Below are 21,697 nucleotides of genomic sequence, written 5' to 3' on the forward strand. Positions count from 1 at the left end.
GACCGAGTTACTTAATTAAACGGCGGTGTAATCAGTCTATTTTGAATCAAAATATGAATATTTCTTGGAACTTTTTATGATGGGCAGTTCATGTTATAATGGTATAGGTGTAGTAAACAAGAGGGGGCAGAACATGTCTTTATTCGATGAAATTATGAAAGATTTATCCAGAGCTGAGGATTTAGAACAGCTTTCGATACTATTAGAAGAATATTATATAGAAGCAGAAAACGATCAAGTGATTTTTAATGAGATGATTAATGTTGCAGCATATTATGCTAATAGAGGGTATCGAGACGTACAAATCGATATTCTAAAAGCTCTTTATGAAATTAATGTGTCAGCAAAAATCATTTATTTAATCGCGGAAGCTTATTATTTGTACGCACAGTACGAAGAAGCTTACCAATGGATAAAGAAAGTAGACGATAATTTACGTTATAAAAATTCTTTGCTAGAAGCTAAGATTCTAATTGAACTAGGAGATTTTAATCAAGCAAAAAGCTTATTAGAAAAATTGATTGCAAACTTTAATTTAAAAGCAGAACCGTACGTAGTACTGGCTGAGTTGTTCTATGATCGTCAATTTTATGAACAAGCTAAAACTTATTATCAAGCAGCTTATGAATATTTTCCTGAGAAAATTGATGCTAGAGTGGTTCGAATGAAACTTGTAGAACTTGAAAGTATTAAAGAAGTTATTGATATACAGAAGATTGAGTCTCTGATGCTAACTGAAGATTTACCAATTGAAGAAGCTAACGAGTATTATATATTGGCAATCGCTTATTTTAAAGCGCAAATTATTGATAAAGCAATTGAGGCCTCTATTAAAGCCATTCAAGCAGATCGAGACCTAGTTGATGCCCGACTATTATTAATGGAGTTGTATGAAACTGTTAGCCAAAATAATGAGCTAAAAAAAACAATCGAGCAATTAGCGATTATGTTACCACCTTTCCACGAAGCGATTATGGACATTGCTGAAATTGCAAACCGTCATAATTATTTTACAGATGACTTACTTGAAAAATTAATTGATTTTTATGATTATGTCGATAATGTTGAAGACCAATATCGAATCATGAGTTATCTTGTTAATTATCAATTATCGATTAACAAACCTGAAAATGCATTACATTACTTAAAAACTTTAGCTTATGCGTTTGAAGACGAAATGTCACTCACACATTTATTCGCTAAAACTTACGAGGCATTAAATATGTTAGATCGTGCAGAGGTATTTTATAATAAAGCATTAGAATTAGGTGTTGGTGATTCTAGTTTAGTAATTGATGCAGTGAAATTTTATATGAATCAAGAACGATACGAAAAAGCGTATCTTATAACTGAGGACTTTAACAATTCTGCTTATCAAACTCAGGAGTTAGTAAATCTCAACAATGAACTAAAAGAGATACTGTGGGATAAAGATTAATTAATCACAACACATAACAAATAGAAAGTGGGAACAAACATGATTAATAACAATCAACGTAAAAGACAATTTATTGAATATTTACTTCAAAAATATCATCATGTTAATCCGACTGTTACTTACTTACTAAATTATTTAAAAACACAACCAAATACTATGGATTCAATCATCTTCACTGAAAACGTCAAATATGCTCCTAGAGGCATTTATATATCTTATCAACAAAATACGCAAGTGCCTTTTGTATATTATAAGGATCAGTTAAGCTATACGATGTGTGAACAAGCCTTTCATGATATTCGATTAAACTCTAAATTTAATCAACAGAAATTCTATCTTGAATTAAATATTCCGGATTACTTCCAACAACTCTATTATTTAGATATCTTTGAGGAAAATCCTTTTTTACCAGAAAACGAAGAATTAATTCAATCAACGGATGTTCACTTAGAAAGGCTAAGCATTGAAGCGAATATTCAGCAACTAAGTCGTAAATTAGATGCTGCACTTGAAAAACATCAGTTTGAAGAAGTGAGTTATTACTTAAAACAGATCGAGCAATTACGAGGTGAACTAAATGAAAATTGATTTAGACAATCAGCTGTTTCAATCAGCTTTGCCTGTCTTAAGTACCATTGAGTCTCATGGTTATGAGGCTTATTTTGTTGGTGGATGTGTCCGTGATACTTTATTGGAACTTCCTATCCATGATATCGATATAGCAAGCAGCGCGACTCCCGATGAAATTGAAGCGATGTTTAAGCATACGTTTGAAGTGGGGAAAGAGCATGGAACGATAGTTGTTTTGCATAATGATGTGCCTTATGAGGTGACGACCTTTAGAACTGAAGGGGCATATAGTGACTTTAGAAGGCCCGATGAAGTACAATTTGTTCGTAATCTTGAAGAAGACACATTGAGACGTGACTTTACGATTAATGCACTAGCATTTGATCATTATGGAAATCTATATGATTACCATCAAGGTTTACCAGACTTAAAAGCTAAATTAATTAGAGCAGTTGGGACAGCCCAGGAACGATTCAACGAGGACGCCTTAAGAATGATCCGTGCAATTCGTTTTGCAAGCCAGTTAGGTTTTACAATTGAAGCTAAAACTTTTACATCATTACAAGAGTTAGCGCCATTAATTGAGAATGTATCTATTGAGAGAATTAGAATTGAAATTAGTAAATTTTTTCAGGGTGAATTCTTCCATTTAAATGGAGATTTATTACCAGAATCAGGTTTACCTCCTTACATAAAAGCTTTCTCTAAAATTGACGTAAAAGCTGGTATCGCCGGTTTGAAGCATCATTTAAAACCTTTGATTGAAAATGAATTGACCAGAGAAGAAAGTTTTGTCTGGGCATTATTCTTACATAGCGCTGGAATCAATGAGAAAAGCACGATAAAAAGATTGCTTTCGAGTTGGACACATAGTAATCAATTGATTCGTGATGTTCAAGATACGATTCAATTGTTATTAGCAACCGATGCTAATCAATTGAATTCATGGTTAGTTTATCAATTTTCCGATTATATCGTGAAACAAATGATCGACTATTTGGGAGCTCATCAAAACGAGAAGCGAACAGAACTGTTAAAATTATATGAACAGTTGCCAATCTATCATCGTAAAGAACTTCAATTAGACGGGCGCCGTATTATGCAAGTATTGAATATGGAAAAAGGGGGTCCCATCGTAGGGAAACTCTTGTTAGAAGTTGAAAAACTAGTCGTGATGGGTCAACTAGAAAATGATGAACAACTTTTATTGAATTACGTGAAACAAGCGTATCAATCAACTAATTAAGAAAACAGATGTTTTCTACTGTATAAAGGAAATTGAGGGATACTAACCATGACTAAAATCGCAATTGTTGATATTGAAACAACTGGGCCTCGAATTGATGAAGGGGACCAGATTATTCAATTAGCAGCAGTAATCATAGAAGATGGGCTCATTATCCATGAACACTCGATGTTGATTAATCCTGAACGAGACATTCCTGTACACATATCACAATTAACTGGAATTGAAGCATCTACTGTAGCGAAAGCACCAACATTCGAGAAAGTAGCAGGCTTGTGGTATGAACGATTAAATGACTGTGTTTTCGTTGCACATAATTTAGCGTTAGACTTAACTTTTTTAACAGAATACTTTAATATATATGGCTTTGATAACTTTAAGCCAAAAGCATTAGATACAGTTAAATTAGCCAAAATATTAGTTCCTCAAGCGCAGGGCTTTAACTTAAATGATTTAAGTGAATATTTTGACTTGCCGTTTGCTAATGCTCATGATGCTTTAGCCGATGCTCAATTGACGACACAATTATTACATCATTTGGCTTTAGAGGTAAAAATGTTGGATAATGTCACTTTAGAAAGAATATTACCATTTGTAGAAGCATTACCGAATGATGAAGCTGAATTACTAAAGCATCCAGATCATTATTTATTAAAAGAAGAGGTTGTTGTAAAAGCACAAGAAAAGATCGTTAATGTTTCAGAAGGTGTGATCAAGCAGTCCAATAAACATCAGCAATTAGCACAACTAATTATCGAAAAAGCTCATCAGGAAAAATTACTTGTCGTTGAAGATATCGTTGCACCAATCAACCCAACTGTCATTAAACGGTTATTGGAAGAAATCATTGATCAAGGACAAGCTTTTTGCTTTGCGACAAGACAATCTAGTAATTTAAATGATTGGCGAAGTTTTATTTTGAATTATTTTTCTGTAGAAAAACTGGTTGTGTTAAAGAATGCACGTCATTTTATACATGTTGCAGCCTTTGAGCAATTATTGAAAACTTATAAAATTGAGCATGCTAATCAACAAGAATTATTAGTGATTGCTGCCACCATCAATTGGTTGACTCAAACCAATTCGGGAGATTTTGCAGAAATTAATCAAGAATTAAACATACAACCCATATTAGTCAAACGTTGTGGTCGCTATTTATCAAAGAAAACGCATAAGTTTTATCAACAAATGATAAAAAATAGTTATGCGGCTCAAATAGTTTTACTTGATCATCGGTTCTTAACAGAATTGACAAGATATCACCGAGATATAAGCGATTCTTTCTTTGAGCGTTGGTTAATTGTTGATAATTTAAGTATCTACACTAAAGCTGTAAGACAAACGTACCAAGATGAATTAGCAGTAAGTGAATGGTTTACAAAGACTCGTTTGTTAGCAGATCATTTATCTTACCGTGAGGAAGTATCGCAACAAGCCTCTCATTTCATCAAACAATTAAATGTAATGACGAAATTATTAAATGATTTAAGTAATTATTGCCAATATTTACTTGAAGGTGAACAGAAAACTCAGCCAACGCCTTCTAAAATTGAGCATTATGTCTCAATGAAAGACACAGCAAGCCAATATTTTTTAGACTCAATCGACGAGATTTATCAGCTACACAGTAAATTAGCGAAAGTTCTTAAAGCAGATATAACCTTAATAAATGTTATCAATGATATAGATAAAAAATGGTATTATCAATTTAATTTGCTAGAAGAAACGTTGTATCATATGATAACATCCAAACTTTCACAAAATTACTGGGTACTAGCTGCTGAAAGTATCCAAGGCCAATTTTTTCATGTAAAAATCATAAATCAGGCTTTAATTATAGATGACTCACATGTTAACTATTTAGAGCGATTTAATCAGGTGATTCTATTTAGCCCGGGCGACTATCATCATTTACAAAAAAACGGTAGCTATCAATGGTTACAATTAAGCAATTTTAAATATTTTCTATTGCCTAAGCAAACCAGTAATGCTTCAGTTACAATTAATGTCCCGATAGAATACATTTTAGATAAAGAAGTTGAGACTGAAAAAAGTGAATTTGGCCAACTACAGAGAATTTATATTGAAGATAATTTAGAAAACTACAAAGATTATTTATTAATTCTTGTAAATAGTAAAACTGCTGCTCAAAAAGCTTATCGCATGCTTTCTCAATCAGAACTAATTAGAAGTCGCTATTCTTTACACGCACAAGGCGTAAGTGGTAGTTTGAAGAAAATTAAGCGTCGTGCTAAAGAGATGCAACCTTCAATTGTTATAATGAGTTGGAATGCACTGCTCAATGAACAATGGTGTTTAGAGAATGAATTGTTTGAAATATTCATTACAAGTTTACCTTTTAATTCACCAAAAATGGCCAGTATTCAAGCCATGACGGAATATTTGACAGAAGACATAGAAGCTGGATTTCATAAAATTTTATTGCCACAGATGATTCAAAATTTTAAATTTATAGTAAGTTATTTAGAAAATAACTTTCAACTAAACACTGTTAATCTGTTTGATGAGCGTGTTTTTACTAAGTACTATTCGCAACAAGTACGCGAACAATTAGAAGATTTAGTAAAATTTGAAATTTGTCAGTAAAACTCTATGGAAAATATGGTAGAATATGGGATGACCAATTGATAGAGGGGGTTAGTTGTTGAATCGTAAAACTGTTTCAGTTTTAACAGCAATTTTTCTAGTTTTGTTAATAAGTATTCTTGGTGTCTTTATGCAGAGCCAAGCGCGAATTAATCAAGCTGAAGAAGAGACTGTCAACTTAGTTAAATATGACTTTAATGTAGATAAAATCAATAAATTTTATTGGGTAACGACTGATAATACTTATTTTAGTTTAGATTTTATCGATGACGAAGGAGTACAACATTTTGCTATTGTCGCCCAAGAGGGTGGCGATATTCAGTATTTTTCCGAAAATGAAATAATTTCTGAGCAAGATGCTAATGATCTAACAATAAATGAAACTTCCATGACTAATATTATTCAGACTCGCTTAGGTTTATTGAATAATGAACCAGTTTGGGAAGTAACTTTAAAAAATGACAATAATACGTTAACTTACTATTATGTCAATGCGTTAACAGGCCTTTGGGTTAAAACGATCTCAAATATTTAAAATGATATATTTCAAGGAGGATTTATGGAAACTATTACAATGTCACAAGCGGCTCAATTTGTTGATCAAAAAGTAACGATCAATGCTTGGGTAACAAATAAGAGAAGTAGCGGTAAGATTGCCTTTTTACAATTACGTGATGGGTCAGCTTACTTCCAAGGAGTTGTTTTAAAAAGCGACGTTTCTGAGGAGGTATTTGATACAGCTAAATCTTTACATCAAGAATCAAGTGTTCGTCTTGTTGGAACTGTACAAGCAGATAACCGTTCAACATTAGGGTTTGAACTTTTAGTTGAGGATATCGAATTATTAGGTGCAAGTGAAGATTATCCAATCACGCCTAAAGAACACGGTACTGATTTCTTAATGGACCACCGTCACTTATGGTTACGTTCTTCAAAACAACATGCAATTATGCAAGTTCGTAATGAAATTATTCGTGCAACTTACGAATTCATGAATAACAATGGATTTATTAAAGTTGATCCGCCGATTTTGACAGGTAGTTCACCTGAAGGGACAACAGAATTGTTCCATACCAAATACTTCGATGAAGATGCGTTCTTATCTCAAAGTGGTCAATTATATCTAGAAGCTGCAGCAATGGCTTTTGGTAAAGTATTCTCATTCGGACCAACTTTCCGAGCTGAAAAATCTAAGACAAGACGTCACTTAATTGAATTCTGGATGATGGAACCAGAAATGGCTTTTGTTGAGCACGCTGAAAGCTTAGAAGTACAAGAAAAATATGTTGCTTACGTTGTACGCAATGTTATTGATAATTGTGAAATAGCTTTAAAAACTTTAGGGCGTGATGTTGAGTTATTAGAGAAATACACAAAAACACCATACCCACGCATTGAATATACTGACGCTATTACATTATTAAATGAGAACGGCTTTGATGATATTCAATGGGGCGATGACTTTGGTTCACCTCATGAGACATTTATTGCAAGTCAATATGAGCAACCAATCTTTATCTTACATTATCCAAAAGATATTAAACCTTTCTACATGAAAGAAAACCCTAATGATCCACGTACTGTACTTTGTGCAGATATGATTGCTCCAGAAGGATATGGAGAAATTATTGGTGGTTCAGAACGTATCGCAGATTATGAAAAAATCATGACTAATATTGAAAAATATGGTTTAGATCCTGAAGCTTATGCTTGGTATTCAGATCTGTCAAAATATGGACCAGTACCACATTCAGGTTTTGGTATCGGACTTGAACGTGCAGTAGCTTGGTTAACAGGTATTGAGCATATTCGTGAAACAGCACCGTTCCCACGTTTATTAAACCGTCTTTACCCATAATTAATAACTACAAAAAAACAATTGCCTGCTTTGTCAGTCAATTGTTTTTTTAACACTGAATCTACTTGAAAGGGGAGAGAAAATGAAATCATCAATTTATGACTGGATGAAAGATGGCTTCACAATGGTTCCGAATGTACTATTTAATCGATTTCATCAGCTAAATTTATCATCTGATGAAATGTTGTTAATTCTCTATTTGTTTTCACAAATGAATCAAAGTCATTCGATTGAAGAAACGACTAAGATTGCGAATCAGCTAGGGTGGACATCTAACAAATTATTTAGTGAACTTAATCATCTAATGGATAAAAACTTTTTATCGATTGAGCTTGTACCTGATAAAAATGGTAAGCAAACAGACCATTATAGCTTACGACCTTTATTTGAACAATTGGATGAACGCTATTATCAAAAGACAGCTGCTAAAGATAAACAAGTTCAGACCCATAAAGCGATTGCTAAAGAAGATGATTTGTTTAAAGAAACTGAATCTTTAGTAATGACGTTTGAAAACGAATTTGGTAGAATGTTGACACCGTTAGAATTAGAAACGTTAAACAACTGGATTTCTAAAGATAACTATCAACCTGCTTTAATTAAATATGCTTTGAAAGAAGCGGTTATTCATCAAGCATTAAGTTTAAAATATATCGATCGTATATTGTTAACTTGGGAAAAGAAAAATATTCGTACAGTGAATGAGGCTCAAAGGGAATCAGAAAGATTCCAACAAGGCCAACAAAAGAATATACCACCTAAGTCAAACAATAATCGATATGATCATTTTGAAATTCCGTTATATGATTGGAAATCTAATAACTAATAAATTTATTGCTTCAATTTGATTAATATGAATTAATCTCTTGTCATCTATTAGGAGAAAAACAAAGAAGCGTTCAGGCAAAAAAACCTGAACGCTTCTTTTAAATTGTTAACCTGGTGGAGTTGATTCCACAGGAGGAGTATCATCAGAAGATTGGGATTCATTAGGAACTTCTGTGCTAGAATCAGTCTCATCAGGCGGTAAATCGCTAGATTCCGAATCGGATGAATCACTCTCCTCTGAGGTAGTCGTTAAAGTCAGCGTAACAACTAATGTGTCTGACGAACTATTACCATCTATGATTCTTAAGCGAAGTATGTACTCGCCGTCTGCTTCAGCCGGCATTGAGAAGGTTGTTCCCGTTCCAGTATAAACAACAGTTCCATTTAGGGATAGTTCAAAAGTTCCGCTATCAGTTAATGCTCCCCATTCAGCAACAATACTCTTAGTCTCTTCATTGTAATTAGCATCAAACCATGATGGCGGATTGATGTATCGACCGTAGTATAGTGATTGTTGAGTAGGCTCAGTACCTTTGATAAATAATTCTTTTGAACGAATTTCAGCTGGAGTATATGGACCAGGTAATTGAAGAGGTTCAGAATATTTTTCAATTTCAACTTCTACTAGACTATCTGGCATTGTCCAATCGTTATTCGGTAAATCTTTCATCATATAAGCCATCATTTCAGCATATATTTGCTGTGGTATACGAGTTTCATCGAGTGTTAAGTAATTACCTGCTTCATTTCGATTATCATAACCAACCCAAGTAGCAATCGAGTATTTAGGCGAAATACCAGCATACCAACCATCTGGTGCCGCGTAAGTGCTGCTATCCAGCCCGAGCTGTGCAAGTTCACTTTCCCTATAGTTCGTTGTACCAGTTTTACCAGCATGGTATAAACCTTCAATTTGAGCCGCTGATGCAAACGTACCAGGAACATCTTTTAAGATATCCACTAACATATAAGCAGTAGAATCTTTCATTGCTTCACGAGGTGTTGGAGTAAATTCTTGAACTGTACCTGCGGCTGTTATAACGCGACTAACAGTATAAGGTGTGTTATATTCTCCGTAATTTGCAATTGTTGCGTATGCTGCAGAAAGTTGAACAGGTGTCATTTCTCCACCAATCGCATTTGATTCAACCAAATCTTTATTATTATCATTAATAATATTTATATCCATTTTTTGTAAAAAGGCATATGCATTATCTAACCCAACTTCTTGTAACAATTTTAAAGCTGGAATGTTTCGTGAGCTTGATAGAGCTTCACGTAAAGTCATATCGCCTTCGTAAAGGAAATCATAGTTATTCAATGTAGAACCATCACTAAAGGAATAGGGCTCATCTACAATTGTTGTTCCAGTTGAGTAATTTAGATATTCAAAAGCAGGGCCGTAATCAGCTAAAGGTTTCATTGTAGATCCGATACTACGTTGTAAAGTATTTGCTCTGTTTAATCCGAAAGCGACTTCCTGTTTACGACCACCAATTACAGCAACTAACTGGCCAGTTTCTACATCTATGATAGAAACTGCAGTTTGCAATTCATCATCTGGGAAAATAACAGTAGTATTACTATTGACTGTTTCAAATAGTTTAACTTGTGCATCCATATCTAGATTTGTATAAACTTCGACGCCGTCAGTAAAGATATTTAGGTTCATTTTTTCTTGGACTTCTTGGCTGACAATATCAATATAAGCATCGATAACCAAGTCATCTTCAGTTAATGAGTTATTGTTAATGGGAACTAACATCGATTCGATTGACGTATTAATCGCTTCATCGTATTCGGCTTGACCAATTAAATTACGATCAAGCATGACTGATAAGACAAGGTCTCGCCTGTCTTTAGCATCCTCTGGGAAAGTGTAGGGATCATAGTCACTTGGCGCTTGTGGAATACCAGCCAGAAGAGCAGCTTCGGCTAACGAAATATCTTGAATGTCTTTACCGAAGAAATTTCTAGCAGCTGTTTTGGCTCCATAAGTATTATTAGAGTAAAACATTTTATTCAAGTACATTGTTAAAATCTCATCTTTTGAGAATTCTTGTTCTAAACCAAGGGCTAACCAAGCTTCTTGTGCTTTTCTTTCTAATGTTTGATCTTGAAAATCAGTCGAGAATACAGACAATTTAACTAACTGTTGGGTAATTGTACTCCCACCTTGAGTGATTTCACCAGCCTGTAAGTTTGCTAAAGCAGAACCTACTATACGGATAGGATCAACGCCTTTATGTGTGTAGAAACGAGCATCTTCAATAGCCATAACAGCATTTTTAAGTACTTCTGGAATTTCCTCTGCAGTCATTAAATCCCTATTCTGACCACCAAGCTCTTTAACTAGCTCACCCTCGCGGTCATAGATTTTACTAGAGACTTGTCCAATCAAATCACTTTCTTTAATTTCAGGTGCATTCATAGCGTAGTAGGCAAATAAACTACCGCCAGCTATAAGAGTTAAGAAGAAGAGGCTAATAAAAAGGATGACTAATCTCTTTAACCATTTTCTCCAATTGCTTTTCTTATTTTTATTAGGGCGATTGTTTGAACGTTGCTTTGATTTCTCGTACTTTTTGCGTTCAACACGACTTCCTGTAGTAACCATTCATCTCTTCCTTTCGCAACAATCGTACGTTGTTAATTATCTAAATCTTTAAGATATGCATCGATTGCAGGTAAATAATCAATCATTGGGAACAACCCAACATTACAAGGATAACTATTTTGCTTTATCCATTCATAAGTTATGCTTTGTTTATCTGTGGTGCCTAAATAATCATCAACACGATTAAATGGCAGTAAGTAAATTTCTTGATATGCTTTAAAAGAAACAATTAAAAAAGCTAATCCTCCATGCTTAATACATTGGCGCATATGAACCCTTTGGTGCTCAGGTAAGTTTGCAAGTGGAAAACTAGTTTTATTATTTGTTTCTTTTGCTTCGAAATCAATATAATGATTTTTATATACACCGTTATAATCTGTTGTTGAAGCATTTCTAAAGTATGCTTCAGTTATTTTTGCAGCACTTCTTTTAGGATAATTTACTTTTACAACTTGAACAGGAGTTGGCTTCTTGTGAATAACAGCCATCCCTTTTTGCAAGTAATAGTCGTTACTTTGATTTAATTTGTCTTCCAATGACATTCCACGACTAGCATAACTTTGTTTCGGTTTCTTTTTGTAAATTTCTTTCTGGCGCATTCTTGAAGAAGTATGACCAGCAGGGTAGTTTAACATAAAATCCACTCCTCCCATCTATTATACAGAATTATCACACTTCATCATAGAATAATTATGAAATAAATTGTTACGATTCTGTGAATATTAGAAGTAAATGATGTAAATATTGTGGAAATACTTAGAATTTTAAAAAATATAGACAGATAAGAAGATAAATTCTTTAAAATCATTTACAAACCATGATTAATTCGGTAAACTATACTAGTATGTAAACTATATTTAGTGTTGGAGGGTTAAGACACATGTCAGTAAAATTCGAAAAAAACGCAACAAACGAGGGATTATTAACTTTTGAAATCCCATTAGAAGATGTTAAAAAAGGTTTAGATAAAACATTTAAGAAAGTTCAAAAAACTGTTTCTGTACCAGGTTTCCGTAAAGGTAAAGTTCCACGTCAAATTTTTAATAACGTGTATGGTGAAGAAGCTTTATACGAAGATACTTTAAACTTACTTTTACAAGATGCTTTTAAAAATGCTATTGAAGAATCTGGTGTTCAACCTGTTATTGAACCACAAATTCACATTGAAAAAATGGAAAAAGGTGAAGCGTGGGTGTTACATGCACACGTAATCACTAAACCAGAAGTAAAATTAGGTGAATATAAAAACTTAACAGTTGAAAAACAAGACCGCGAAGTAACTGACGAAGCAGTATCAGAAGCAATTGAAGCTAAACGTCAAGCATTAGCTGAATTAGTTGTTAAAGACTCTGAAGCAGTTTCTGGTGATACTGTTGTTATCGATTACGAAGGTTTCGTAAATGAAGAAGCTTTTGAAGGTGGAAAAGGTGAGAACCATTCCTTAGAATTAGGTTCAAACTCATTCATCCCTGGTTTCGAAGAACAATTAGTTGGAACTAAAGCTGGAGATGAAAAAGATGTAGTGGTAACATTCCCAGAAGAGTACCATGCAGAAGATTTAGCAGGTAAAGAAGCTGTTTTCAAAGTTAAAGTTCACGAAGTTAAAGCTAAAGAAGTTCCAGCTTTAGATGATGAATTCGCTAAGGACGCTGATGAAGAAGTTGAATCGTTAGCTGAATTAGAGAATAAAATTCGTGTACAATTAACTGAAGAAAAAGAAGCAGCCGCTAAAGAAGCAGTTGAAGACTTAGCTCTACGTCAAGCGGTAGAAAATGCAGAAATCGTTGAATTGCCACAAGCAATGGTTGATCAAGAAATTGAGCGTCAAATGTCATACTTCTTAAACAACTTACAACGTCAAGGGATTAACGAAGAACTATTCTACCAAATTTCAGGTCAAACAAAAGAAGACTTACAAGCTCAATATGCAGAAGAAGCTGAACTACGTACTAAAACTAACTTAGTTTTAGAAGCGATTGTTACAGAAGAAGCAATTGAAGTGTCAGAAGACGAAATCAACGCTGAAGTTGAATCATTAGCATCACAATACAACATGGAAGTAGAACAAGTTCGTGGATTTGTATCAACTGATATGTTAGAATCAGACGTTAGATTGAAAAAAGCAATGAGCTTAATTGTTGACTCAGTTGAAGAAAAATAAGATAATTAGTTAGAATACTGATTATATACTATAAGAGGGAATGCAAAAGTCACATGTGAACGCACGGGCTAATTGCATCCCTTTTTTATCATTTTTCACCCATTATGAAGAATGATAAGAATGAAAGGAGCGGTCGTATGGCAAAAAAAACACCTAGAGCTAATGACTATTTTTGCTCGTTTTGTGGGAAATCTCAGGATGAAGTAAATAAAATTATCGCTGGACCGGATGTTTTTATTTGTGATGAGTGTGTTGAGTTATGCAAAAGCATCATTGATGAAGAAATGAAACATGAAAAACAATCGGCACCTATCCAAGTATTGAAACCTAGCGAAATTATGGCTACATTAGATCAATACGTAATTGGCCAAAAAGAAGCAAAGAAAGCATTATCAGTAGCTGTTTATAATCACTATAAGCGAGTGAATCACGAAGGAGCTTTTGAAGACGATATTGAACTTCACAAAAGCAATATTTGTTTAATAGGTCCTACTGGTTCAGGAAAAACATATTTAGCACAAAGTTTAGCACGTATTCTCAATGTTCCTTTTGCAATTGCTGATGCTACAACGTTAACTGAAGCAGGTTATGTAGGGGAAGATGTAGAGAATATTCTATTAAAACTTGTTCAAGCTGCAGATTATGATTTAGAAAGAGCTGAAAAAGGTATCATCTATATCGATGAGATCGATAAGATTTCTCGCAAGAGCGAAAACACTTCAATCACTCGAGATGTAAGTGGTGAAGGTGTTCAACAAGCTTTGCTTAAAATATTAGAAGGTACTGAAGCAAATATACCTCCAAAAGGTGGACGTAAACATCCAAACCAAGAATTTTTAAAACTAGACACAAGTCAAATTTTATTTATAGTTGGTGGAGCTTTTGCTGGAATCGAAAATATAGTTAAAGAAAGATTAGGTAGCAAAGTAATTGGCTTCGGTAGCGTTAATACCAAATTAGATTCTTCAAAATCATATATGCAACAAGTAACGCCAGAGGACTTATTAAAGTTCGGATTAATTCCAGAATTTATTGGTCGTTTACCAGTTATGGCATCATTGGAAGAGTTAACTGAAGCAGACTTAATTAACATTCTAACCCAACCAAAAAATGCTTTAGTGAAGCAATATCAACGTCTCTTAGAACTTGAAGACGTAGAGCTTGAGTTTGAAGATGGAGCATTAGAAGAAATTGCTAAAAGAGCAATTGAACGTGAAACAGGAGCAAGGGGATTACGTTCAATTATTGAAGCAGTTATGTTAGATGTCATGTTTGAAGTGCCGAATCGCGATGATATTAAAAAAATCGTCATAACAAGAGAGAATGTAATTGGGGATAGTGAGCCTAATTATTACAATGAAGAAAATCGCAAGATTTCATAATTAAGAGGTGAGTTTATGCAAGTTAATCACGCAGAACTAGTAATTAGTGCAGTAAGACCTAATCAATATCCCGAGGACTCAGTGCCAGAGATTGCTCTAGCTGGACGTTCGAATGTAGGAAAATCTTCTTTTATCAACAGAATGATTGAAAGAATTGGTTTAGCTAGAACATCAAGTCAACCAGGAAAGACACAAACTTTAAATTTTTATAATATTAATAATGAATTTAGATTTGTAGATGTTCCTGGCTATGGTTATGCAAGAGTATCAAAAAGTGAGCGAATTAAGTGGGGTTCAATGATTGAACACTATATTCTTAATCGTGAGAATATTCGTTTATTATTATTATTAATGGACATCCGTCATGAGCCCACTGAACTTGACATTGCAATGAAGGAATTTGCGGATGAAGCTGAAATTCCTTATGCAATTGTATTAACAAAATTAGATAAAATTAAAAAAAGCCAATTGAACAAACACTTATCAATTTATAAAAAATCTTTGAATTTACCTACTGTAGATGCCTTATTCTATTTTTCTTCAGAAACTGGTGAAGGTTCAGAAGATATCTGGGACATCATAGAAGACCAACTTGCTGAATAATATTGAATTATAGACAAAAGGAGAACCTAAATGCTAAAAAATATCACTCAAAAGTTTTCGAAGACGGAATGGAGTTGGATTTTTCAAGATTGGGCTAACTCTGTTTATTCTTTAATGATAACAACTGCTATATTTCCGATTTTCTATAAATCTGTTACTGACGTAGCGGGTATTTCATCTTCTGATTCGACGGCGTACTTAGGTTACGCGAATTCGGTGGCAACGATTTTAATCGGTTTATTAGCGCCACTTTTAGGTACAATTGCCGATTTTCCTCGTGTTCGAAAGCCACTGTTTACGGTTGGAACAATGTTAGGGATTGTTGCAGTTTTTAGTATGATGTTTACCTCAAATGGTGGATGGTTAACATTGTTAGTATTGTATTGTGTTTCGGCCATTGGTTTTGGTATGGCGAATATCTTTTACGATGGCTCATTGATGGATGTAACAAGCCGAAACCGTTTAGATCAGGTGAGTTCAGCAGGTTTTGGTTTTGGATATATTGGAAGTGTCATTCCATTTTTAATCTTTATGGTATTCCAATTAGGCGGTTTTTTTGATGCAAGAACAACTGTGAATATTGGCTTTTTACTTACAGCCATGTGGTGGTTCGTTTTCACGATACCTTATTGGAAAAATGTAGAGCAAACAACTTATTCGGTAAAAGAAGGGAATTTGCTAGCATCAACTTGGCGATCAATAACAAATACGTTAAGTGAAGTTAAGCAATATAAGCATATTTCATTGTTCTTAATTGCATACTTCTTTTACATAGATGGCGTTGGTACAATCATTAAAATGGCTACATCTGTTGGAACAGATATTGGTTTATCTGCTGATGAGTTGATTGTTATGTTATTAATTGTCCAAATTGTCGCATTTCCTTGCACAATTATTTACGGTTTATTAGCTAAGAAATTTGGTACAAGAAGTATGTTATTTGTAGGGATTGCAACATATATGATAATCTGTATTATTGCTTTAGGCTTAGAGACGTATAATGATTTTCTAGTATTAGCTATTTTAGTAGGGACCGCACAAGGTGGAATTCAGTCACTTAGTCGTTCATATTTTGGCCAGATGATTCCAGGTAAGAATACAAATCAATTTTTCGGTTTTTATAATATATTTGGTAAATTTAGTTCAGTATTAGGTACTACAGCATTAGGGATAGTTGCGCAACTAACAGATGACTCTTTGAAAGGAGTCTTCGCTTTAATTGTTCAGTTTTTGATTGGAGCTGTATTATTGTATTTAGCAAAACCACCTGTTCAGGAGCAGTTAGTATAAATTTAGAAAAAAGGTGATTTCAATGAGTTATATTCCTGAAGAAGTCATCCAAGACATACGTCAGAAAACTGACATTGTTGACGTGATTAATCAATATGTGCAATTAACAAAAAAAGGAAACAATTTTACCGCTTCGTGTCCATTTCATGAAGACCGTAATCCATCATTTTCAGTTCATCCAGGTAAACAGATTTATAAGTGTTTTAGTTGTGGACGTGGTGGAAATGTTTATGGTTTTCTTCAAGAAATTGAAGGAATCGGTTTTGTTCAAGCCGTTCAAAAAGCGGCAGAATTTTCAAATGTTGCTTTAGATGAGCGCTATCTAACCAATAAGAATGCGGAGCACAAGAAAGAAAATCAAACTCTTTACGACATTCATAAAAAGGTAAATGACTTCTATCATTATTATTTGCTGAATACAACGAATGGTGAAGATGCCCTTAATTATTTAACCAATCGTGATATGACAAATGATACGATGACTACCTTTCAATTAGGATTAGCACCGCTTAATTCAGAAGTTTTATTACAGTATCTGAGTCAAGAAAACTTTTCTCATGAAGATTTATTAGCGAGTGGAATATTCTATGAAAGCAGTCAGGGAAAATTAATAGATCGTTTTAGAGGTAGAATAATTTTTCCTTTACGTAATAGTAAAGGCGAAGTTGTAGCATTCTCGGGAAGAGTTTATGATGAAAATCTAGTGAGTCAAGCAAATGCTAAGTATTTAAACTCACCAGAAACTGAAATATTTCATAAAACAAACTTAGTTTATAATTTGGACATAGCCAGACCTAGAATTCGCCAATTAAATCAAGTGCTGGTTTGTGAAGGTTATATGGATGTAATTGGCTTGCATCAAGCTGGTTATCAGCATGCAGTTGCTACGATGGGGACTAGTCTTACGGAAGCGCATATTAAGCAATTAGGTAAATTAGCTAATGAAATAATATTTGTTTTTGATGGAGACGATGCTGGTCAGAAGGCGACTGCAAGAGCGTTTGATATTTCAAGTAAATATAAGCAACTATTCAAAAGTATTCAGATTCCGAATAGACTTGATCCAGATGAATGGATTAAACAAAAAGGAGCAGCCAGCTTCCAAACATTGATTAATCAGGCGGATAGTCGTTTTGAGTTTTATCGCATGTATTTAAAACAAGAATATGATGTTTCTGATGATCAACAGTTGGCGGCCTATATCGAACGCTTAATTGAGTTAATAGCTGAGATAGCCTCACCGATTGAACAACAATTAAGAATTCAAGATATTGTTGAACAATATCATTTAAATGAAAGTATTCTATACGAACAGTTAGCAAGAGCTAGACAAACAAGTTCATCGAGTACTACACAAGAAGTTATTCCAGTAAACTATGAACATGAACCAGTAATGGATGAAGAGTGGGGAGCGCCACCACCCGAAGATTTGTCAGAAATCGATTTTTCGCATGTTGAAGTTGAATCGGTAATAACTCCGACTGTACATAAAGTTAGGTCAATAAGAGCTTTTCAGAGTGAGAAACACTTATTAGCTTGTTTGATGTATTATCAAGAATCGTGGGATTATATCGCTCAAACAAATCAAGCGATTATAATGTTTCATGAAACAGCTCAAGCAGTGTACTTTGAGTTACAAGAGTATTATTATCAAGGTAATAAGATGCCTCTAACTGGTATAGTAGATAAAATTCAGGATACTGAAATTAATCATTTCTTAACAACATTAATATGGGAAAGTGACCCTTTAGGTTACTCTGATGAAATTATTAATGACTGTTTGCGCGTAATTAATGAAGAATTCATTTTATTAGAAATAAAAGAATTGAAGCAAAAATCAGAACAATATCGTAAAGAGCAAAAGTTTACTGAGAATAATGAAGTCATTAATCGTATAATGAGTTTAAATCGACAGTTAAAGAAACGCTAATAAAGGGGGATTTTTTAATGTCTGAAGAAAATGTAAAGAAAACAGATACTAAAAAACAAGAACTACAATTAACTGTAGAACAAGCAACAAAAGAGTTAATTAAAGAGAAAAAAGTTTTTGGTCAAATTCACTATGATGAATTAACTGAAAAAATTGCAAGTCCATATGAACTAGATTCTGAAGCAATGGATTTATTAATTCAACAAGTTGAAGACAGTGGTGTTTCTGTAGTTGGTGACGATGGTGGTCCAACGAAACAACAAATGGTCCGCGCTGAAGATATTAAAGAAGATAAAGAAGAATTAAGTGCCGCTTCTAAAGCTGCCGCATCTAAAGTAAAAGTTAGCGATCCCGTTAGAATGTACTTAAAAGAAATTGGACGCGTACCTTTGTTAACGGCTGAAGAAGAAGTAGCCTTAGCTATTCGTATTCAAGAAGATGATGAATTGGCTAAACAAGAGTTAGCAGAAGCCAACTTACGATTAGTTGTTTCGATTGCGAAACGTTATGTTGGTCGTGGTATGCAGTTCCTAGATTTAATCCAAGAAGGTAACATGGGGTTAATGAAAGCTGTTGAGAAATTTGACCATACTAAAGGATTTAAATTCTCTACTTATGCTACTTGGTGGATTCGTCAAGCTATTACGCGTGCAATTGCTGACCAAGCACGAACAATTCGTATTCCAGTACATATGGTTGAAACGATTAATAAATTGGTTAGAGTTCAACGCCAATTATTACAAGATTTAGGACGCGAACCTACTCCTGAAGAAATCGGAGCTGAAATGGACTTACCAACTGAAAAGGTAAGAGAAATTTTAAAAATAGCTCAAGAGCCAGTTTCTCTTGAAACACCAATTGGTGAAGAAGATGATTCTCATTTAGGTGACTTTATTGAAGATGAGGCAGCAATGAGTCCTGAGACATTTACGTCATCTGCTTTACTTCGTGAGCAATTAGAGGACGTATTAGATACACTAACTGATCGTGAAGAGAATGTATTACGTTTACGTTTTGGTTTAGATGATGGGAATATCCGCACTTTAGAACAAGTAGGTAAAGTATTTGGTGTAACTCGCGAACGTATTCGTCAAATCGAAGCAAAAGCTTTACGTAAATTACGCCACCCAAGTCGTTCTAAACAATTGAAAGACTTTTTAGAATAATAGAATAATCCGTAAACCGAACAATGCATTGAGTACTTTGCATGTAACGACTGAATTCAAAAGGTAACAGTTGCTCACGCAAAATCGTGAGCATGCCGGATGAAGTTTGTTATTTCAAAGTAACTAGATTGTTCGGTTTTTTTATAAAATAAAGTTTTATGTTGATTTCCCAAGCTTTGTACTACGCTCAGCTGATTGTTTTCTAAGGCGGAGGTCGCTTCAAAAGCCTCACTGACGTTCGTGCTTTTCCAGTTCAATTGGCTAAGCTCTGTCTACTTCGCTTTGCTCATAGACAGAGCAAGCTACGCCGATTGCCCTTTGTACCGCTATGGATAACAAGTCGCTGAGCTACGTTAAGTATTCCAACAAAAGTAAAGCGATATAATCAAGTTAAAACCGCTCAACGGAATTTAAAGTCCTCGGACTTGTCCGAGGTTTTCTGACAATATTAAAAAGTGAGGTGAAGGGATGAATTCAGAAAGATTATCCCCACGTTTAAATCGAGTGGCTCAATTAATTGGTCAATATGGTCCACAACCGATTAGATTAGCTGACATAGGAAGTGACCATGCCTATTTACCCTGTAACTTAAAGTTAAATGAAACGATATCTTATGCTATCGCAGGCGAAGTGGTAGAAGGACCTTTTCAATCAGCAGTAAAGGAAGTCAATCAGCAAGGTTTTAGTAACGTAATTGATGTACGTAAAGGTGATGGCTTAGAAGTCGTTACACCAGAGGATAATATTAATACCATTTCAATCTGCGGAATGGGCGGAGCTTTAATCAGAACCATACTCGAAGCTGGCTTACATTTATTAAGAAATAATACAATCGTTGTATTACAAGCAAATATTGCTGAGCCACAATTGCGAACATGGTTAAGTAAGCATCATTTTATTATTAGAGATGAGGACATTATCGAAGATAATAGTCGATATTATGAGATTATTGTAGCGGAATATTTACCGTCTCAACAACAAGTATTGAGTAAAAAACAAAGACTGTTCGGACCAGTCAATTTACGTCAGCCAGATGCTACCTATATAGCGAAATGGCAACAAGAATTACATAGCCAAGAAAAAGTCTATGCTTCCATGAAAGCTGGTTTAGAAGACGCTAATCATCCTAAATTAGTTGAAATGGAGAAACATTTACAATTAATAAGGGAGGAATTAGCACGTGTCGAAAAAACAAATTAAGCTAAATGAACTTATTTCATTATTTAACAAACAATATCCCCCATCTCTAGCCGAATCGTGGGATCAAAATGGTATTCACTTTGGAAGTTCTGAAGCTACTGTGAAGAAAATTTTGGTCACTTTAGATGTGAGAGCTGAAGTTGTTCAAGAAGCCATTGAAAATCAAATAGATACGATAATTGTGCATCATCCTCCTTTATTCAAAGCTATTCAACGCTTCGATTTAAGCCAACCAGATGTTGCCATGTATGCACAATTAATTAAACATGATATTAATGTTTTTGCAATGCATACAAATTTTGATGCTGCAAGTAATGGCATGAATGATTGGTTAGCAGAGCAATTGAAGTTAGAGAATGTTTCATCTTTGGTTGTTCATGAAGATGAAACAAATCCAGGCATTGGGAGAGTAGGGGAATTTTCAGAAGCTTTAAGTCGCACAGATTTACTTAAAGTATTGAAAGAGACTTACCAACGAGAACAGTTAATTGTAATCGAAAAGGAGAGTCGTGTCGCTTATAAAAAAGTTGCGATAGTAGGTGGCTCAGGAACTAGTTTTATTAATGAAGTTTCTGATCAAGAGGTCGACCTATTTATTACAGGTGATATCACCTATCATCAAGGCCATGATTTGTATGAAGCAGGCTTTATGACAGTCGATGCAGGACACTATATTGAGTCAATCTTTATACCCGGCTTAAGTAAAGAATTACAAAATACGATAGAAAAAAATAATTGGGACATTGAGGTAGTAGCTAGTCAAGTTAATACAAATCCCTTTAAATATGAATAATAGAACGG

The 21,697-nt window shown here is 34.3% G+C and carries 17 protein-coding genes; 15 read left to right on the forward strand and 2 right to left on the reverse strand.

Annotated elements, in window-relative coordinates; genetic code table 11:
• Positions 1-133: 133 nt before the first annotated feature.
• The 7 genes from GF867_RS03070 to GF867_RS03100 all read left to right on the forward strand — a co-directional run bounded on the left by GF867_RS03070 (position 134) and on the right by GF867_RS03100 (position 8,545).
• On the forward strand, positions 134-1,438 hold the full coding sequence (locus GF867_RS03070; RefSeq protein ID WP_153831645.1) for a tetratricopeptide repeat protein: 1,305 nt from the start codon (positions 134-136) through the stop codon (positions 1,436-1,438).
• 39 nt (positions 1,439-1,477) lie between these two features.
• Positions 1,478-2,026 (forward strand): YpiB family protein, encoded by a 549-nt coding sequence (locus GF867_RS03075; RefSeq protein ID WP_153831646.1) that lies wholly within the window; start codon positions 1,478-1,480, stop codon positions 2,024-2,026.
• Positions 2,016-3,254, forward strand: a complete 1,239-nt coding sequence (locus tag GF867_RS03080; protein WP_153831647.1) for a CCA tRNA nucleotidyltransferase — start codon at positions 2,016-2,018, stop codon at positions 3,252-3,254. The genes GF867_RS03075 and GF867_RS03080 overlap by 11 nt, the downstream gene beginning before the upstream one ends.
• 48 nt (positions 3,255-3,302) lie before the next feature.
• Complete coding sequence (locus tag GF867_RS03085) at positions 3,303-5,861, forward strand: exonuclease domain-containing protein (protein ID WP_153831648.1); 2,559 nt, start codon at positions 3,303-3,305, stop codon at positions 5,859-5,861.
• 58 nt (positions 5,862-5,919) lie between these two features.
• Positions 5,920-6,396, forward strand: a complete 477-nt coding sequence (locus tag GF867_RS03090; protein WP_153831649.1) for a hypothetical protein — start codon at positions 5,920-5,922, stop codon at positions 6,394-6,396.
• A gap of 24 nt (positions 6,397-6,420) precedes the next feature.
• Complete coding sequence (gene asnS / locus GF867_RS03095) at positions 6,421-7,719, forward strand: asparagine--tRNA ligase (protein ID WP_153831650.1); 1,299 nt, start codon at positions 6,421-6,423, stop codon at positions 7,717-7,719.
• Positions 7,720-7,801: 82 nt separating this feature from the next.
• Positions 7,802-8,545, forward strand: a complete 744-nt coding sequence (locus tag GF867_RS03100) for a DnaD domain-containing protein (protein WP_253940711.1) — start codon at positions 7,802-7,804, stop codon at positions 8,543-8,545.
• Between the two features lie 108 nt (positions 8,546-8,653).
• Here GF867_RS03100 and GF867_RS03105 read toward each other — a convergent pair whose 3' ends face one another.
• Positions 8,654-11,164 carry a transglycosylase domain-containing protein gene (locus GF867_RS03105; protein WP_153831651.1) on the reverse strand — a complete coding sequence of 837 codons (2,511 nt, stop codon included), beginning with the start codon at positions 11,162-11,164 and terminating at the stop codon, positions 8,654-8,656.
• 32 nt (positions 11,165-11,196) lie between these two features.
• A complete protein-coding gene (gene recU / locus GF867_RS03110; RefSeq protein WP_153831652.1) occupies positions 11,197-11,799 on the reverse strand; it encodes a Holliday junction resolvase RecU in 603 nt (200 codons plus the stop codon).
• Positions 11,800-12,044: 245 nt separating this feature from the next.
• On the opposite strand from recU, the gene tig reads away from it, so the two are divergent.
• The 8 genes from tig to GF867_RS03150 all read left to right on the forward strand — a co-directional run bounded on the left by tig (position 12,045) and on the right by GF867_RS03150 (position 21,689).
• Positions 12,045-13,325, forward strand: coding sequence for a trigger factor (gene tig / locus GF867_RS03115; RefSeq protein WP_153831653.1), 1,281 nt, complete (start codon positions 12,045-12,047; stop codon positions 13,323-13,325).
• A gap of 137 nt (positions 13,326-13,462) precedes the next feature.
• Entirely contained in the window at positions 13,463-14,707 is a 1,245-nt protein-coding gene (gene clpX / locus GF867_RS03120) for an ATP-dependent Clp protease ATP-binding subunit ClpX (protein ID WP_153831654.1), read from the forward strand.
• Positions 14,708-14,722: 15 nt separating this feature from the next.
• On the forward strand, positions 14,723-15,310 hold the full coding sequence (yihA, locus tag GF867_RS03125) for a ribosome biogenesis GTP-binding protein YihA/YsxC (protein ID WP_153831655.1): 588 nt from the start codon (positions 14,723-14,725) through the stop codon (positions 15,308-15,310).
• A 30-nt stretch (positions 15,311-15,340) separates the two neighbouring features.
• Positions 15,341-16,600 carry an MFS transporter gene (locus GF867_RS03130; protein WP_153831656.1) on the forward strand — a complete coding sequence of 420 codons (1,260 nt, stop codon included), beginning with the start codon at positions 15,341-15,343 and terminating at the stop codon, positions 16,598-16,600.
• A gap of 22 nt (positions 16,601-16,622) precedes the next feature.
• Positions 16,623-18,530: a DNA primase gene (dnaG, locus tag GF867_RS03135; RefSeq protein WP_153831657.1), complete on the forward strand. Its 1,908-nt coding sequence runs from the start codon at positions 16,623-16,625 to the stop codon at positions 18,528-18,530.
• A 17-nt stretch (positions 18,531-18,547) separates the two neighbouring features.
• A complete protein-coding gene (gene rpoD / locus GF867_RS03140) occupies positions 18,548-19,696 on the forward strand; it encodes an RNA polymerase sigma factor RpoD (RefSeq protein WP_153831658.1) in 1,149 nt (382 codons plus the stop codon).
• A gap of 468 nt (positions 19,697-20,164) precedes the next feature.
• Positions 20,165-20,896: a tRNA (adenine(22)-N(1))-methyltransferase gene (locus GF867_RS03145; RefSeq protein ID WP_153831659.1), complete on the forward strand. Its 732-nt coding sequence runs from the start codon at positions 20,165-20,167 to the stop codon at positions 20,894-20,896.
• On the forward strand, positions 20,877-21,689 hold the full coding sequence (locus GF867_RS03150) for a Nif3-like dinuclear metal center hexameric protein (RefSeq protein WP_311453456.1): 813 nt from the start codon (positions 20,877-20,879) through the stop codon (positions 21,687-21,689). The genes GF867_RS03145 and GF867_RS03150 overlap by 20 nt, the downstream gene beginning before the upstream one ends.
• Positions 21,690-21,697 lie beyond the last annotated feature (8 nt).

The organism is Fundicoccus ignavus (genome assembly GCF_009659375.1).
GTDB classification, from domain to species: domain Bacteria; phylum Bacillota; class Bacilli; order Lactobacillales; family Aerococcaceae; genus Fundicoccus; species Fundicoccus ignavus.